Here is a 15,529-nt window from a genome sequence, read left to right on the forward strand (position 1 = left end):
GCGAAGCCTGCATGCGACGCTTAACGGGTCACTTCAGGCTGCCGCAGAAGCGCTGAATGCGCGTGCAGGCTTCCTCCAGCACGTCGGTGCTGGTGGCATAAGAAATGCGGAAGAACGGGGACAGGCCAAAGGCCGCGCCATGCACCACAGCCACGCCCTCGGCTTCCAGCAGTTCGGACGCGAAATCCTCATCCGTCTCAATGACCTTGCCGGTCGGTGCCGTCTTGCCGATGGTGCCGGCACATGACGGATAGACGTAGAAGGCGCCTTCCGGGTTGGGGCAGTTCAGGCCCGATGCCTGGTTCAGCATGGACACGACCAGATCGCGGCGCGTCTGGAAGACGGCGGCGCGTTCCTTGATGAAATCCTGCGGACCGTTCAGCGCTTCCACGGCGGCGGCCTGGGAAATGCTGGTCGGGTTGCTGGTCGACTGGCTCTGGATGATGCCCATGGCCTTGATCAGGGCCTTGGGACCCGCCGCGTAGCCGATGCGCCAGCCGGTCATGGAATAGGACTTGGACACGCCATTCACCGTCAGGGTGCGGTCATAAAGGGCCGGCACGACCTGGGCGATGGTGGTGAACTTGAAATCCTCATAGACGAGATGTTCGTACATATCGTCGGTCATGATGTAGACATGGGGGTGCTTCAACAGCACCTCACCCAGCGCCTTCAACTCGTCTGCGGTATAGGCCGCACCCGTCGGATTGGACGGGCTGTTCAAGATCAGCCACTTGGTCTTCGGCGTGATGGCCGCTTCCAGGTCGGCTGGCAGCAGCTTGAAGCCGTTTTCCGCCGGGCAGGCGACCGTGACGGGCGTACCTTCGGCCAGCAGTACCATGTCCGGGTAGGAGACCCAATAGGGGGCGGGGATGATCACCTCGTCACCGGGGTTCAGCGTGGCCATCAGGGCATTGTACAGCACCTGCTTGCCGCCCACGCCCACCGTCACTTGATCGGGCGTGTAGGTCAGGCCGTTCTCGCGCGCGAACTTGGCACAGATGGCCTTTTTCAGGTCCGGCGTGCCGTCCACGTCGGTGTAACGGGTCTGGCCCTGCTCGATGGCGCGGATGCCGGCGGCGCGGATATTTTCCGGCGTATCGAAATCGGGTTCACCAGCGCCCAGACCGATCACATCGCGGCCAGCGGCTTTCAGCGCGCGGGCCTTGCTGGTCACCGCGATGGTGGGTGACGGCTTAATGCGGGACAGGCGGTCGGCAAGGAACGACATTTATTTTCCCCTGGTTGGGACGGATTGTGACCGGGCAGGGACCTTAAAGCGCCCGATCATTGTCGCCAAGCACAGGATTGTTATAGGACGCGCGCGTTTTGGGCAGGGGTGGGGAAGGGCTGCCTTGATACAATCGTAACCTGCCCGGTCGTGACATCGGGATCATTCTGGGTTATTTCCTGCCCCATGCTGACGGAACTTGCGAAATGGTTTGGGGTCGCGGTTGTCGATCTCATCACCTTCTCGGCGATCGCCCTGGTGGTGATTACGCTGGTGGTGACGTTCGCCCTCTCGGTAAAGCCCAAGCGCGCCAAGCCCACATCGGTCAAGCAGTATAATGCCGAGCTGTTCAAGCGCCGCATGGAGCTTGAAGAACTTTCCTACCCCATGCTGAACGATGTGAAGATCGGTGGGGGCAAGGCGGGTCTGGTGCGCATCGACAATGTCCTGCGCCTGCCGGCCAGTGTGCTGTTGATCATGTCGGCGCCACCCGACGTGGCGGGACAGGTCCGCTGCAACCAGAATGCGGGGCAGTGGAAATATGTACGGCCCGACCATACGGTCGGCACCTTCATCAACCCCGTCCTGCAGCTGCACCCACTGATCACGGCCATCCGCAGCCGTTTCCCGTTAGTGCGCGTGCGCGTGCTCTGCGTGTTTCCGCGTCAGGCCGATTTCGGTGGTCGTGCTGTGAAAACGGCCTGCGTGCCCGACGATATGGTCAAGATGATCCGGGAAATGGCGGCAGAGGATGGCGCCCAGAATCAGGCCATGGACGCCGCCTGGGACAGCCTGTCGATCGCCCTGAAGCAGGGCAGCGCCGAAGCGGAAAGCAACAGCAATAATGCCAAGGGCCGCCGGGCGGGCTGATCCGCCGCCCGGCCTCCTTGGTTTCTTGTTCCCTCAAGCGCCGGGCGCCGCCATCCGGCGGCTTGGCTCACGCGGCACGGGCCGCGCGGCGGCGGTCGTCGCCGATAATGTTGACCGTTGCCTTACTCTTCGCTGCCGCCATCTTGGGCGATGTCATCGGCCAGCTCACCGGCCATTTCGACAAACAGTTCCGCGTCGGCGGTGATGCCGTTTGCCTCGCAGATGCGCATGAAGACGCGGTAGCCGTGCAGGATGGCGACATCCATGGCGGTCTGGTCGCCTTCCTCGCTGTACCGGTCCTTGATGCCCTGTTCCTCCAGCGTGCCGAGGATATCCATCTCGGCGGCTTTCAGGACGGCTTCCATTGCCTGCTTATGAAGTGTGGACATGGGTCCGGTTCCTATAACTGAAATGAGGTGGGGCACATAGCCCCTCTGCGCCGCTTCATACCATCGAATGGCGGCGACGCAACCCCTTGCGTGACGGTGCTATTCAGCTTGCCCGGTGGTTAGCGCCGGAACAAACGCTCAATTGCGCAGATTGATAGCTTGCGGCTTGCGGGTCTTGCGGTTCATCTCGACCTCATATTGCAGCCACTGCCCCTCTTTCAGGGTAGGCAGGCCGATATACTGAACGGCGGAAATATGGACGAACACGTCCTCGCCGCCATCCTCGGGCGTGATGAAGCCAAAGCCTTTGGCGCTGTTGAACCATTTGACGGTGCCCGTGGGCATGGCGCTCTCCCCGGCGCTGTCGTAACGATGGCCGGCACCATGACCCCAAGCATCCGTCATTGCAAGGGGCGGCGACAGGGGACGGGGTTGCGCCCGCTTACTGCGTGCTGGCCGAGGCGGGTGTGATCAGGGTGGCAAGCGTGTTGCCATCCACCCGCCCGTCAAAGCGGATATCTGCACGCATGGCCCAGCGGCGGGTGGTGCGCAGCAAGGGGATATAAGGCAGATCATGGCTGGCGATCACGGCCACCTGCTGCAACAGCGTCTCACGCTGGCTAGCATCCGGTTCCACTATGGCCTTTGACAGGATCTGGTCCAGTTCCGGGTTGCTATACCCGCTGTCATTTTGGCTGCCGGCCTTGATGTCGGCCTGCGGCGAGTGCAGCAGTTCCCAGTTGGAATAGCCCATTTCGCCGGTGAACGGCACCCGGCTGCCCAGGAACAGGTCGTAATCCCGACCGCGCAGTAATGGCAACGCCTCGCCCACGCTGGCGTAGCGGATATCCAGCTGTACCCCGATGGCCAGCAGGTAACGGGCCACCCCTTCCGCCACCCGCGCGAAAGGTTCCACGGTAATCAGGCGGAGGCGAAGACGCTCTCCTTCCCCCACACCTGCCTGCCGCATCAACCGCTGTGCCTCCGCCTGATCAAAGGGAAGGGCGGCTGCGGGCGTATATCCGGGAATGCCCGGTGGGGCCATCTGGTCCGCCGGCTCGGCGCTTCCCGGTGCGGTGCGGCGGCTTAATGCCGTCCGGTCGATGGCGATGGCCAGGGCGCGGCGTATTCTCACGTCCGACAACTGTCCGCCAAGATTGACGGTCAGCATCAACATGCGCAGGGCCTTGCTGTCCACGACCTTGATATCTGCGCGGGTATTCAGGAAATCCAGTGTTTCCGGCACCACCTGATTGATGATATCGACCTCTCCCGATACCAGTGCCCGGGCACGGGCCGCCCCGGTATCAAGCAGGATCTGTTGCACCCGCTCCCAATGCGGTCGTGCACCCCAATAACCATCGGCACGGACCAGATCTGCACTGACACCGCTGCTGAAGGCGGCCAGACGATAAGGGCCGGTGCCCGGCACCTTGCCGTCCATGAACTGCTGTTCCGTCAGCGCCGCCAACCCTTGCCCCATCCCGGCGCATCCGCGCGGCTGATAGGAACCTTTCCAGCCGTTCGGGGCCGGAACAATGGGCAGCAGGGTCAGGACGTGCGGCAATAGCGGCATGCTTCCACGTGTTGTGATGACCAGGGTGTTGGCATCGCGTGCCACCGCCTGTTCCACGCCGGTGATCAGCCCGGCCATTGGCCCATTCTCCAGACTGTCCAGCCGGCAGAAGGTGAAGGCCACATCATGGGGTGAGAGAAGCTTGCCATCATGGAACCGGACATCGGGGCGCAGCCTGATGACCCAGGTCCGATCTCCCTGCATCTCCCAACCGGTGGCAAGCCAGGGCACGATCCCCAGCCCGTCATCCGGCATGACCAGCGGTTCGAAAACATGAAAGGCCAGATTGCGACTGTCGACGGAATAAAGCCGATGGGGATCGGCGGACGCGGCGACCGCGTCCAACCCGACACGCAGCACCTGCGGCTGCGTGTCTGCTGCCGCAATGCCCCCATGCGCGCTCAGCACGATAGCGGCGAGAAGCGCGAGCCGTTGCAGCCCGCGCCGGATCAACCTCTCACTGGTCGCCACCGATCTATCGCCCTCACAATTTATTAAGATTTGACCGTAAGCTATTGGGATAGCGCTGAACAGTGGTCATTGGGATAGAATTGAACGGTGTTTCAGATCACCGTTGCGGCTGTCACCCGATCCCGGCCAGCAGGTCGCCCTCCGCGCGCGTTTCCACAGCCTCCAGCGGGTCGGGGGCGTTGGGATCGCCTGCCGCCGTTTCACGGCCCAGATGCGGCAGTCCGATGGAGCGCAAGCCACCGATAAGTGTCCGCTGCACGATCACGCCGCGCTGTTCCATGTAGGACAGAAGCCGTCGGGCACGGCCCGGTGACCGGCTGCCGCAGGCCCGCGCCACCTCGGCATCCGACGGGCAGGGGGCCTGTGACAGGGCGGCCCGCGCCAGCAGCAGGAACACGCCCTGCATATCCTCCGGCAGGGTTTTGGCGGCCTGTTCGGCGGCGGTCCAGTCGGGATCGTCCGCCCCTTCGGCATCCACCCCGGCCCGGATCACCGACAGGCGGCGGCGGAAGGCCGGCATGTCCAGCGTCTCCCCGCGCAGCCGGTGGATACGGCAGCGGACCAGGAAATCCTGATACAGTACGGCATCGGTGCGGAAGGCGGCATCCGGGTCGGACAGGACCTGACGCAGCACCTCGTCCAGCTTCTCGTCATTCTCTGCCGCCTCGAACAGCGATGGTTCGGGGTTCAGGGCGGCGGTGGCGGCCATTTCCGCTTGACGCTGCCCGGCCAACCGCAGGGCGGCGTTGATGTCTGGCTGCGGCGTCGGCGGCGCGCGGCGAACGGGCGGCGGCGGGGCGGTCAGTTCTTCGGCGGACGGTGTCAGGATCAGGTCGCGCGCATCGGCATGCGGCTGGTCGGGCAGGGGCATCAGCTTCGGGCTGCCGCCCCGGCCAGAGGTTTCGACATGGCCGATCTTGATGGGCAGGGGGCGGCGGGACACCGCTGGCCCCAGGGCCACGAAATGCCCGCGCTGCAAATCGCGGAACATCTCTGCCTGACGGCGCTCCATCCCCAGAAGGTCCGACGCGCGGGCCATGTCGATATCCAGAAAGGTACGGCCCATCAGGAAATTGCTGGCTTCGGCGGCGACATTCTTGGCCAGCTTGGCAAGACGCTGGGTGGCGATGATGCCCGCCAGCCCACGCTTGCGGCCACGGCACATCAGGTTGGTCATGGCGCCCAGGCTGGCCTTGCGCGCCTCGTCTGACACTTCACCGGATGCGGCCGGCGCGAACAGCTGCGCCTCGTCCACCACCACCAGCATCGGGTACCAGTAATCGCGCTCCGCATCGAACAGCCCGCCCAGGAAGGCGGCGGCCAGACGCATCTGCCCCTCGATATCGGCCCCTTCCAGGGACAGCACCACCGATACGCGGTGCTGGCGCACGCGGGCTGCGACCTTCTGCAGGGACGACTCGGTATGCTGGGCGGCATCGACCACCACATGGCCGAACTTGTCGGCCAGGGTCACGAAATCCCCTTCGGGATCAATGACGCATTGCTGAACCCAGGGGGCGGATTGTTCCAGCAGACGGCGCAGCAGGTGCGACTTGCCGGACCCGGAATTGCCTTGCACCAGCAGGCGGGTAGCCAGCAATTCCTCCAGGTCCATCGTGGCGGCGCGCCCTTCCGCCGTCAAACCCATGTCGATGCCGACCTGCATCTCAACTGCACCTGCTAAATTCTGTGAAGCGCGGTCTATAGCGCATTGGCGGCAGGGGGGGAACCCATCTGGCCTACGACCCTGCGTCGCCCGGCACCTTTTCGGGTTCCGTCTCCAGGATGACCAGCTGTGTATTGCCGCCACGTACCGCCAGCACGCTCCAGCTTTCGCCCACGCGCCGGTCGGTCAGATTCAGGCAGTTTTCTTCGCCTTGAATGGGTTCCGTCTGCCGGCTGCACACCATGGTGTCAGACACCATGCGCCAGCGCCCCGTCCGGATGTCCTTCGGGTTCAGCACGGCCAGCATGCCGACCGGACGAAGCACATAGGTGCCGTCGGCGCGGAACCGCTGTTCCGTTGTGCCTTCGTCGTTAGAGACCATCAGCATCTTGCCGGCCATACGGATGGGTTCAGCCAGCGGTTGCTGCGCAAGGGCCACAACCGATGCCGATCCGGTGGCCAGAACAAGCAGAAGGATCAAGCGGATGGGCAACAAACTGGCGGTCATGGACGGTGCCTCCCTGCCAGATGATGCTGACAGGAGATTACATCCTATGCGCGCTGGCAAGGGGATTCAGGCACCCACTGGTTCCACATCGACGGCGACCAGAACGCCATGGCTGCCCCCGCCCATGATCACGCCGCGCAGCGGGCAGACATCGTCATAATCCCGGCCCCAGGCCAGGGTGACATGGTCTGTGTCGCACTGCCGGCCATTGGTGGGGTCCAGATCGATCCAGCCATCGGCCTCGCCACACCAGATCTGTACCCAGGCATGGCTGGCATCGGCCCCTTTCAGCTTTTCCTTGCCCGGCGGCGGCAGGGTGCGCAGGTAACCGGAGACATAGCGGGCGGGCAGGCCAAGCGCGCGCAGCGCACCGATCATCAGATGCGCGAAATCCTGACACACACCGCGCCGCCGGGCCAGCACCTCTGAGATCGGTGTGCTGACGGTTGTGGCGGTGGGATCAAAGCTGAAATCATCATGGATACGGCGCGTCAGGTCCATCGCCCCGGCACCCACAGGCCGCCCGGCAGGGAAGAACGCCGCCGCGAACAGGGTCAGTGCCGTATCGGCCAGCGGCACGCGGGCCGACGGCCGCACGAATTCGAGCGCTTCGGCCAGACTTGCCGCCTGGGCGGCGATCTCTTCCCAAGCTGGTGTCGCATCTGGCGTGAAGGGTGGGGGTGGTGCGACGGTAACGTCGATCTCCGCCGTCACCTTCAATTCCCGATGCGGGGTGTGCAGGGCCGCGTAGGTGACGGGATTGCCGAACCAGTCACTGCGGCTGGTTATGACACCCGGTCGCGGCAGGACGGTCAGGTCAGCATGATGGTTGGTCTGGCGCGGATGGGCACGGGGGGCCAGATGCGCCAGCATATGGGCGCTGATCACTGTGTCGCCATAGTCATAGCGGGTCACATGGGTGCATCTGTACCGCACGCAACCGCGTGTCACGCTGTCTTCGCCGTTCACGGCATCCTCTTCACGTCGTGCGGGCAAAGACATGGCTGAAATAAGCCTGGCTGAGCAGGTTGGAGATTTCCGGCAATAGCCGGCCCAACCGGTCGGTCAGGTCGGCCAGCGCCGTCGGGTCGCGTGTCGGCTGCGGGTCCGCCACCATGCCGGCGGCGGTCTCCAGCAGGTCATTGGCCAGCTTGGTCGGGCTGACCTCCAGCCCTTCCGCGTCGATGGGCGGCAGCTTCACCAGTTGGCGCTGCACCGTTTTGATCTGGAATGCCAGAGAGCGGGGATGTTCATCATCGGCCAGCAGCAGCGACAGCACCGGTTCACGCCGGATGCCGACGGGATGTTGGTCGCGATAGGCGGCACCCGCCGCCGCCAGTTCCAGCAACACCGACAGGGACGCCACGGTCCCCGCCGTGCCCGATCCCAGGCCACAACCATTGAAGGCCCCGACAATGCCTATGGCGCGTTCCAGCCGCCGGCCAAGCACCAGGAACCGCCAGGCCGGCCCGCGCGACATGCCGTCCAGTTCCAGCCCGATCAGGGAGGCGAGAAGCCGCGACACCTCATCCAGGCGCAACTGCATGGCCGCCGGCTCTGCTTTCAACGGCTGTGAGGCGACATCGCCCAGCACCGTCAGCACACGGCTGAATTCCCCCGGCAGCCGGTCGCGCACGCCCGATGCCGCACGGCGCAGCCGTTCCATGGTGGCACGCAATCCACCGGGATTGGCGGGATCGGCCACAATCTCAAGCGCCTGACGCATGCCGCGCGCGGCATCGGCCTGCGGCAGGCCCGAAATCTCCATCGGGATCATGCCGGTAAAGCCCATCAGGCGCAGCAGGGGCACCAACTCCTCCTCCGCCCCCGGATGGGCATCATCGGTCAGGCGGCGGGCGGCGGCGCGCAGCGTGCGCACAGCGGCATCGGCCCGTTCGGCGTAACGTCCGACCCAGAACAGGTGGTCAGCGGCGCGCGAAGGCAGGTCACCGGTGCGCGGACCCGTGTCCCCGCCGCCATCCGGCATCATGGCCGCCGAACCGCGCCGGCGCTGCGGCTGCCCGATGGTGGCCCCGATGATCCAGACATCCTTGGCACCGGCCCCCGTTTGAAGGGTTACGGAGGCAAAGCGTTCATCGGCGGAAATGCGTGCCAGACCGCCCGGCATCACCGTCCAGTCGCCATCCGGCGTGGCGCAGGTAAAGGCACGTAGCACCAAGGGCCGCGCCACCTTCTTGCCCTCGCGCCAGACAGGCGCGGTGGAGGGGACGATGGGTTCCTGTGCCACCCAGTCCTGTGGCCGGCGGCGCAGGCTGGCCGCCAGTTCCTGGCGTGCGGCCCCATTCAGTTCGGGGCCGAAGCTGGTGCGGTGGCCCAGGCTGGAAAAGGCGGGGCGGAAGACCAGCCGGTCCAGCCCTGCCACCATCTCCGCCCGCTGCCGCGCATCCCCGCCCCAATAGGTGGGGACATCGGCCAGCAACGGCGCCTCGCCCAGCACATGCCGGGACAAGGCCCCCATCCAGGGGATCAGGGCCACCGAATCCGTCAACCCGCTACCCAGGCTATTGCAGACCATGACATTGCCGGCGCGCACCGCCTCCAGCAGGCCGGGCACACCCAGGATGCTGTCTGGACGCAGCTCCAGCGGGTCGCAGAAATCATCATCGACGCGGCGCAGGATCACGTCGATCCGTTCCAGCCCGCCCAGGGTTTTCAGATAGACGGCCTGATCGCGCACCGTCAGGTCCGCGCCTTCAACCAGGGTCAGGCCCAGATGGCGGGCCAGGAACGCGTGTTCGAAATAGGCCTCGTTCAGGGGGCCGGGTGTCAGCAGCGCCATGCGCGGGCAGCCATCGGGGCCGGACCGGCGCGGGGCCAAGGTGATCAGCGTCTGACGCAGCTGCTCAAAGAAGGGCGAAAGCCGTTCGACATTGCAGCCCCGGAACGCCTCCGCCAGCGTCTGGCTCATCACCACGCGGTTTTCCAGCGTGTAGCCGGTGCCCGTGGGTGCCTGTGTCCGGCTGGCCAGCACACGCCAGATGCCGTCGCGGTCGCGCACCATGTCGGTAGCGATCAGGGTCAGGCGCGATCCGGCGGGCAGGTTCAACCCGTGACAGGCGCGCAGGAAACCCGGATCCCCCAGCACCAGGGCCGGCGGCAGCACACCGTCGCGCACCAGCGTCTGTTCACCATAAAGGTCGGCAAGCACCCGATCCAGGAGCCGCGCCCGCTGACGCAGCCCCTCCGCGATCATATGCCATTCCGACTGCGGCAGCAGCAGGGGGATGGGGTCCAGCGGCCAGGGCCGCTCCACGCCCTGCGGGTCGGCATAGGCGTGATAGGTCACGCCATTCTGAAACAGCAGGCGCTGGCCCGCATCCCAGCGCTCCGCCATTGATGCGCCATCGGCGGCACCGGACGAGATGAAACCCTGCCAATGGGCGCGCACATGCCCGTCACCGGTGACCATCTCGTCCCAGGGTTCGGCATGTGCGGCCGCATTGTCGCGGGAAGGTTCAGCCAAGGCGTAAGTCAAGGGTCAACGGGAACTCGGGGTTTCTGATCTCAATCGGGGCCGCCATAGGCCCCGGCGTGTGGCCGAACGGGAAGAACCTAGCCAGCCGCCGCCCCTCTGCCTCGTTGGCATTGACCGGGAAGGTGGTGAAGTTCCGCCCACCCGGATGTGCAACGTGATAGGTGCAGCCGCCAATCGAGCGACCCGTCCAGCTGTCCACGATATCGAAGATCAACGGCGTATGCACGGGGATCGTTGGGTGCAAACAGGTAGGGGGCTGCCATGCGCGGTACCGCACCCCCGCCACGAACTCCCCTTCTGTGCCGGTCGGATGCAGGGGAACCTTACGTCCGTTGCAGGTGACGATGAACCTTTCGTCCGTGGCACCGGCCAGTTTTACCTGCACCCGCTCCAGGCTGCTGTCCACGAAACGGACGGTGCCGCCGCCGCCCGGCTCCTCCCCCAGCACATGCCAAGGCTCCAACGCTGACCGCAGTTCCAGCGTCAGGCCGCGCTGGCTGACATGGCCCAGGGTGGGGAACCGGAAATTCAGATGCGGCTTGAACCAGCTTTCCTCAAACGCATAACCAGCGCCGCGCAGGTCATTGACGACATCCTGGATATCCTGGCTGACGAAATGCGGCAGCATGAAACGTTCATGCAGCTTGGTGCCCCAGCGCACCAGCTTGGCGCGGTAGGGCTGTTTCCAGAACCAGGCGATAAGGGTGCGCAGCAGAAGCTGCTGCACCATGCTCATCTGCGCATGCGGCGGCATCTCGAAGCTGCGCAGTTCCAGAAGGCCCAGGCGGCCCGTGGAACTGTCGGGGCTGTACAGCTTGTCGATACAGAATTCGCTGCGGTGGGTGTTGCCCTGTACATCGACCAGCAGATGGCGCAACGCGCGGTCCACCAGCCAGGGCGGGCAGTTGGTGCCGGCCTCGTCCAGGATTTTGAAGGCGATTTCCAGCTCATAAAGGCTGTCATGCCGCGCCTCGTCCACGCGCGGATGCTGGCTGGTCGGGCCGATGAACGTGCCGGAGAACAGGAAGGACAGGGCAGGGTGATTTTGCCAGTAGGTCAGGAGCGAACGCAGCACGTCTGGCCGGCGCAGGAACGGGCTGTCGCCCGGCGTTGGGCCGCCCACCACGACATGGTTGCCACCGCCGGTCCCGACATGCCGTCCGTCCAGGGCGAATTTTTCCGTCGCCAGCCGGCTTTGCCGTGCATCCTCATACAGTTCCGTGGTGTTGCGGACCAGTTCGTCCCAGCTGCTGGCCGGGTGGACATTCACCTCGATCACGCCGGGATCGGGCGTGACGGCGATATTGGCCAGACGCGGGTCCTTGGGCGGGCCATAGCCTTCCAGGACCACGGGCATGTCCAGCTCGACACAGGCCGCCTCAATCGCCGCGATCAGTTCCACCCAATCCTCAAGATAGGAGGTGGGGGGCATGAAAATATAAAGCCGGCCGTCGCGCGGTTCCACGCACAGGGCGGTGCGCACCACCCACCAGGCCGACTGCCCCTTGTCGGGCACGCCCTCACGGACATCGGCCATGCGGCGATGCTGCTCGCTGGGTTCGGTACGGCCTTTATTCTCTGCCACCAGCTGCGTCAGTTCCTCATACGCCGGCAAGGGCGTGCGCGGATCGAACGGGTCCTGTTCGTAATGGTAGGGATACTGGGCCGGTGCCACCCACGGCAGCGACCCCAGCGGCAGGCGGTACCCGACCGGACTGTCGCCCGGTGCCAGGAACAGTTTTTCCGTTCGTGTTGCCCAGGCGGAAGACAGCCAGACCGGCCCCGTCGCCTCATGCCGACGGTTGAGCGGCAGGGCAAAGCCGATGGGCTGATCCAGCCCGCGCTCAAACACCTTGGCCAGACGCGCGCGCTCTTCCTCATTGTCCAGCTTGCTGTCGAACGGATCGACATTGACCGGCAGCTTGCGTTCCTTGTTGATATAGTACCAGGGGTCCTCAAACGCGGCGCGCGCGTAATCGCCGGGGATACCCAGCTTCTCGGCCAGGGTCTTGATGAACAGCTCGGCATGGTCGGCCTTGAAGCCGTAATCCCGGCGCTCGTCCGCTTGATATTCCTCATGCGTCCACAGCGCGTCGCCATCCTTGCGCCAATAAAGCTGTAAGGCCCAGCGCGGCAGGCTTTCGCCGGGATACCATTTGCCCTGGCCAAAATGCAGCAGGCCGCCCTGGGCAAAGCGCCGCTTCAACCGGCGGATCAGGTCGCCGGACAGCAGGCGTTTGGTGGGGCCCAGGGCGGATGTGTTCCATTCCGCGCCGTCCATATCATCGATGGAAATGAAGGTGGGCTCTCCGCCCATGGTCAGGCGGATATCGCCGTCCACGATCTCCCGGTCCACCTGCCGGCCCAGCGCGTCGATGGCGGCCCATTGTTCGGGCCAATAGGGCTTGGTGGTACGCGGCTGTTCGCGGATGCGGGTGACCGACATCTGATGTTCGAACGACACCTCGCACAGTTCCAGCCCGCCCGTGACGGGTGCGGCGCTGAACGGGTCGGGCGTGCAGGCAACGGGAATATGCCCTTCACCGGCCATCAGGCCGGAGGTCGGGTCCAGCCCGATCCAGCCGGCACCCGGCAGATACACCTCGCACCACGCATGCAGGTCGGTGAAATCCGCCGTCGGCCCTTCCGGCCCTTCCAGCGGCTTCTGATCGGCCACCAGTTGGATCAGGTATCCCGACGCAAAACGCGCAGCCAGACCGAGGTGGCGCAACGCCTGCACCATCAGCCAGGCGCTGTCGCGGCAGGACCCGGTGCATTTCTCCAGCGTCTCTTCCGGCGTCTGCACGCCGGGTTCCAGGCGGATGACATAGCCGATGGCGCTTTGCAGCTTGGCATTCAGGCCCATCAGGAAATTGACGGTCGGCTGTTCCGACCGGTCAATCTCCGCCAGGAAGGCCGACAGCAGGGGGCCTGCCGGCTCGGTTTCCAGGAACGGCTTCAGATCCTTGGCCAGCAGCGGATCATAGGTGAAGGGCACCTTCTCCGCCGCTGGTTCCAGGAAGAAGTCGAACGGATTGATGGCGGCCATATCGGCCACCAGATCAACCTCCAGCGTGAATTCCGTGGTCTTTTCCGGGAAGACGAACCGGGCCAGCCAGTTGGATTGCGGGTCCTGCTGCCAGTTCAGGAAATGCTTCTTCGGCGTGACCTTCAGCGAATAGGACAGGATGGGGGTGCGCGCATGCGGGGCGGGCCGCAACCGCACGATCTGGGGTCCCAAATTTACGGGCCGATCATAGCGGTAGATGGTCTTGTGGTTCAACGCGACATGAATACCCATTCGCCCCTGTCCCCCACCAAAATGCGACCGCCGGATGACGGTGCGATGACGGTAACACCAAACCGTAAACTGGTTAAGGTGCGTTGCAGCAATTGTTGTCTGGCTGGCCGAATTCCGTCGGTTCGCCCGCCACATTCCCGCCCTTCATTTCTGTATGCTGTGCGGATGCGGGGGTTCGGTGTAGGGTGCCGGATACCTTCGCGGATCGCTCGATTCCGTGATGGTTGCTTCACGCCCGGATACACTTGATCAAGTTTGGAAAAATGAACGTTTTCAAAGACTTCGAAGCCAAGATTCATGATGCGCTGAACCAGATGGTTCAGGCAGGCGACCTGCCGTCCGGGCTGGACTTCTCCCGAATCACCGTTGAACCGCCGCGCGATCCCAGCCATGGCGATGTCTCCACCAATGCCGCCATGATCCTGGCCAAGCCTGCTGGCAAGCCGCCGCGCGTTATTGCCGATGCGCTGGTCGCCCGGCTCAAGGACGCCGCCAAGGTGACGGAGGCGGCGGTCGCCGGCCCCGGCTTCGTGAATTTGCGCATCGATACCGGCTTCTGGCTGTCGCGCATGGCCGACATCCTGAACCTCGGTGCCGGCTTCGGGTCTAGCAACCTGGGCCAAGGCAAGCCGGTCAATGTCGAATATGTCTCGGCCAACCCGACTGGCCCCATGCATGTGGGCCACACCCGCGGCGCCGTCGTCGGCGACGCGCTGGCCCGTCTGTTGGTCAAGACGGGCTTCAAGGTCACGCAGGAATATTACATCAATGATGCCGGCGCGCAGGTTGATGTCCTGGCCCGGTCCGCCCACCTGCGCTATCGCGAGGCGTTTGGCGAAACGATTGAAATCCCCGTCGGCCTTTATCCCGGCGACTATCTGGTCCCCGTGGGGCAGGCCCTGAAGAACCAGTATGGCGACAAGTTCCTAAACGCGGAGGAGGGCGAATGGCTGCCCCTGTTCCGGGAATTCACCGTCGCGCAGATGATGGTCCGCATCAAGGAAGACCTGGCGCAGATGGGCGTGAAGCATGATGTCTTCTCGTCCGAACGCGCCCTGGTCGATGCCGGGTCGGTGGAGGTTGCCCTGAAGGCACTGGAAGATCAGGGCCTGATCTATACCGGCGTGCTGGAGCCGCCCAAGGGCAAGAAGCCCGACGATTGGGAGCCGCGCCCCCAGACCCTGTTCGCTGCAAGCCGTTTTGGTGATGATGTCGATCGCCCACTGAAGAAGTCGGACGGTTCCTACACCTATTTCGCCAATGACATCGCCTATCATTTTGACAAGTTTCGCCGGGGTGGCGGTGACCTGATCGATGTGCTGGGTGCCGACCATGGCGGCTATGTGAAGCGTATGCAGGCCGCCGTCACCGCCATCACGGGGGGCAAGGGCGCCCTGGACGTCAAGATATGCCAGCTGGTCAACCTGATGGATGACGGCCAGCCGGTGAAGATGTCCAAGCGTGCGGGCCGGTTCGTTACCCTGCGCGACATTGTCGATGAGGTCGGGGCCGGCGTTGTCCGCTTTATCATGCTGACCCGCCGCAATGATCAGACCCTGGATTTCGACGTGGCCAAGGTCACCGAACAATCGAAGGAAAACCCGGTTTTCTATGTGCAGTACGCGCATGCCCGCTGCCATTCCGTCCTTCGCCATGCGGCTGACGCGGGTGCTGATCTGTCATCGGCATCGCTGGCGGCAGCACCCCTGACGCGTCTGTCGTCGGAGGAGGAAGTGGCGATTGTGAAGCAAATGCTGTCCTTCCCCCGTCTGGTGGAAGCGGCGGCGGAAGCGCATGAGCCGCACCGTGTGGCCTTCTATCTGTACGAACTGGCCTCTTCCTTCCATGGCTTGTGGAATAGGGGCAAGGATGACGCCAACATGCGCTTCCTGATCGACGGCGATGCCGACCTGACCCGCGCCCGTCTGGCGCTGGTTACTTCCGTGGCCCAGGTGATTGCCTGCGGTCTTGATATCCTGGGCGTCGAGCCCGTCAAGGAAATGCGTTGAGGCGCCATTCCC

11 protein-coding genes are annotated in these 15,529 nt (G+C 64.3%); 2 read left to right on the plus strand and 9 right to left on the minus strand.

Annotated features, from left to right (window positions below):
• Positions 1-28: 28 nt before the first annotated feature.
• Entirely contained in the window at positions 29-1,231 is a 1,203-nt protein-coding gene (locus ABC729_RS05015; protein WP_495606547.1) for a pyridoxal phosphate-dependent aminotransferase, read from the minus strand.
• Positions 1,232-1,417: 186 nt separating this feature from the next.
• Between ABC729_RS05015 and ABC729_RS05020 the strand changes: the two genes are divergently transcribed.
• The gene (locus tag ABC729_RS05020; protein WP_495606548.1) at positions 1,418-2,101 is read left to right on the plus strand and encodes a hypothetical protein; all 684 of its coding nucleotides are present in this window, start codon (positions 1,418-1,420) and stop codon (positions 2,099-2,101) included.
• Between the two features lie 122 nt (positions 2,102-2,223).
• Here the strand turns inward: ABC729_RS05020 and ABC729_RS05025 are convergent, their stop codons facing one another.
• The 8 genes from ABC729_RS05025 to ABC729_RS05060 form a co-directional block, all read right to left on the minus strand.
• Complete coding sequence (locus ABC729_RS05025; protein ID WP_495606549.1) at positions 2,224-2,490, minus strand: hypothetical protein; 267 nt, start codon at positions 2,488-2,490, stop codon at positions 2,224-2,226.
• Positions 2,491-2,628: 138 nt separating this feature from the next.
• Entirely contained in the window at positions 2,629-2,835 is a 207-nt protein-coding gene (locus tag ABC729_RS05030) for a cold-shock protein (protein WP_495606550.1), read from the minus strand.
• A gap of 97 nt (positions 2,836-2,932) precedes the next feature.
• Positions 2,933-4,537, minus strand: coding sequence for an ABC transporter substrate-binding protein (locus ABC729_RS05035; protein ID WP_495606551.1), 1,605 nt, complete (start codon positions 4,535-4,537; stop codon positions 2,933-2,935).
• A gap of 112 nt (positions 4,538-4,649) precedes the next feature.
• Positions 4,650-6,203 carry a helicase HerA domain-containing protein gene (locus ABC729_RS05040; protein WP_495606552.1) on the minus strand — a complete coding sequence of 518 codons (1,554 nt, stop codon included), beginning with the start codon at positions 6,201-6,203 and terminating at the stop codon, positions 4,650-4,652.
• Between the two features lie 73 nt (positions 6,204-6,276).
• Positions 6,277-6,711, minus strand: coding sequence for a hypothetical protein (locus ABC729_RS05045; protein WP_495606553.1), 435 nt, complete (start codon positions 6,709-6,711; stop codon positions 6,277-6,279).
• A 66-nt stretch (positions 6,712-6,777) separates the two neighbouring features.
• Positions 6,778-7,713, minus strand: coding sequence for a transglutaminase family protein (locus ABC729_RS05050; protein WP_495606554.1), 936 nt, complete (start codon positions 7,711-7,713; stop codon positions 6,778-6,780).
• Positions 7,691-10,195: a circularly permuted type 2 ATP-grasp protein gene (locus ABC729_RS05055; RefSeq protein WP_495606555.1), complete on the minus strand. Its 2,505-nt coding sequence runs from the start codon at positions 10,193-10,195 to the stop codon at positions 7,691-7,693. Before ABC729_RS05055 ends, ABC729_RS05050 begins: the two co-directional genes overlap by 23 nt.
• Positions 10,188-13,508, minus strand: a complete 3,321-nt coding sequence (locus ABC729_RS05060; protein WP_495606556.1) for a transglutaminase family protein — start codon at positions 13,506-13,508, stop codon at positions 10,188-10,190. The genes ABC729_RS05055 and ABC729_RS05060 overlap by 8 nt, the downstream gene beginning before the upstream one ends.
• A 263-nt stretch (positions 13,509-13,771) precedes the next feature.
• Here ABC729_RS05060 and argS point away from each other — a divergent pair, with 263 nt between their 5' ends.
• Entirely contained in the window at positions 13,772-15,517 is a 1,746-nt protein-coding gene (argS, locus tag ABC729_RS05065; protein ID WP_495606557.1) for an arginine--tRNA ligase, read from the plus strand.
• Positions 15,518-15,529: the final 12 nt, after the last annotated feature.

The organism is Niveispirillum sp. CC-CTL257 (assembly GCF_059489915.1).

Bases quoted from the DNA above. Each gene is read 5' to 3' on its own strand.
- ABC729_RS05045 (WP_495606553.1), bottom strand. From the start codon at position 6,711: ATGACCGCCAGTTTGTTGCCCATCCGCTTGATCCTTCTGCTTGTTCTG.
- ABC729_RS05050 (WP_495606554.1), bottom strand. From the start codon at position 7,713: ATGTCTTTGCCCGCACGACGTGAAGAGGATGCCGTGAACGGCGAAGAC.
- ABC729_RS05030 (WP_495606550.1), bottom strand. From the start codon at position 2,835: ATGCCCACGGGCACCGTCAAATGGTTCAACAGCGCCAAAGGCTTTGGC.
- ABC729_RS05060 (WP_495606556.1), bottom strand. From the start codon at position 13,508: ATGGGTATTCATGTCGCGTTGAACCACAAGACCATCTACCGCTATGAT.
- ABC729_RS05025 (WP_495606549.1), bottom strand. From the start codon at position 2,490: ATGTCCACACTTCATAAGCAGGCAATGGAAGCCGTCCTGAAAGCCGCC.
- ABC729_RS05040 (WP_495606552.1), bottom strand. From the start codon at position 6,203: ATGCAGGTCGGCATCGACATGGGTTTGACGGCGGAAGGGCGCGCCGCC.
- ABC729_RS05015 (WP_495606547.1), bottom strand. From the start codon at position 1,231: ATGTCGTTCCTTGCCGACCGCCTGTCCCGCATTAAGCCGTCACCCACC.
- ABC729_RS05020 (WP_495606548.1), top strand. From the start codon at position 1,418: ATGCTGACGGAACTTGCGAAATGGTTTGGGGTCGCGGTTGTCGATCTC.
- argS (WP_495606557.1), top strand. From the start codon at position 13,772: ATGAACGTTTTCAAAGACTTCGAAGCCAAGATTCATGATGCGCTGAAC.